Raw genomic sequence first — 1,094 nt, forward strand, 5'->3', positions numbered from 1 at the left:
GTATCTTTCCCCAGACCCCATAGGGTTATTGGGTGGGCTGAATCCGTATGGATATGTGCATTGTCCGACGGGGTGGGTTGATCCGTTTGGGCTGGCGTGTTGTCCACCACCAAAAATAAAAGCTACACAAATCGGATTAAGAAACCCTAAACAGATTGATGGTATGAAAAAAGATATGCTTGACGGCACTTTTGATTTTTCACTTCCCAAAAATCAAGTTGGTGGCTTTGTAGATTCCAATGGAATTTATTATATGGGGGAAGGGCATCATAGAATGGTTGCAGCTCAAGAAATATATAAAGAAACAGGCGATGCTAAATATATTAATAAATTAATAGAAAATGGTTCATGGACAAGAACAAATTCACCACCAACTGATGCCAGAGCTATGCCATCCAGAAGTTTCTTTAGTAATTTAAGAAACAAATTAGGATTTTAAGAATGAGAAAAATAAGTATATATTCAAATATGTTATGGAAGTCATTATCTTATATAAGAAATGTGCAAACACACTCTTGCTTTAGAAAAGCCTTTGATAAGTCTTGTTATATGGAGGCTGAGCTATTACATAATATTGTTATATCTCTTCCTGAAGAAGAAATGACTGAACATGATATATTTTTTTTAAATAGTCATGCGCGATTCTATTTGGAAAATGCTGACAAAAGAAAATGTACAAATTATTTTTCTCATGAAGATGATATAAAAAGGCTATTTAGTCTCGTTCCTGAGCACTTGAAAGAAAAACTTGAATGGAATGGCCCAGAATAATATTTTGAGTAATTAAATCTAGCCGGAAAGATCCCGAGAACTTCCGGCTGACTTATTTTTAAGGGTTGCTCAGTTGTGCTAGCTCAGTCTCCCCTTTAGTCGTTGGTATATTTCCGCATCAGCTCGCGCATGGTGTGTTTGATGGCACTGAGTTGCGCTTGCTGTTAGTATTGCAGCTTAATTGTTCGAATGCTTTCACTATCGGATATCAATACTAAACTCTCGTTTAAGATGAACGTATTAATGGACAAGAGATTGTTCATCAATGGAATGATACTGATAATACACTGGCATTGACCCGTTTTGGTGAACGGGAGTTGCAT

Annotated in this window: 1 protein-coding gene and 1 pseudogene; both read left to right on the plus strand. The window is 36.7% G+C overall.

The window, feature by feature from the left end; translation table 11 throughout:
- Positions 1-439 (plus strand): annotated as a pseudogene (locus ACYUCW_RS18025) (RHS repeat domain-containing protein); the annotation flags it as partial.
- 2 nt (positions 440-441) lie between these two features.
- The gene (locus ACYUCW_RS18030; protein WP_017827408.1) at positions 442-771 is read left to right on the plus strand and encodes a hypothetical protein; all 330 of its coding nucleotides are present in this window, start codon (positions 442-444) and stop codon (positions 769-771) included.
- Positions 772-1,094 lie beyond the last annotated feature (323 nt).

Source organism: Proteus sp. MB838, assembly GCF_054767435.1.

What these genes read in the sequence shown, in the direction of transcription:
- ACYUCW_RS18030 (WP_017827408.1), top strand. Translation starts at nt 442, where the DNA reads ATGAGAAAAATAAGTATATATTCAAATATGTTATGGAAGTCATTATCT.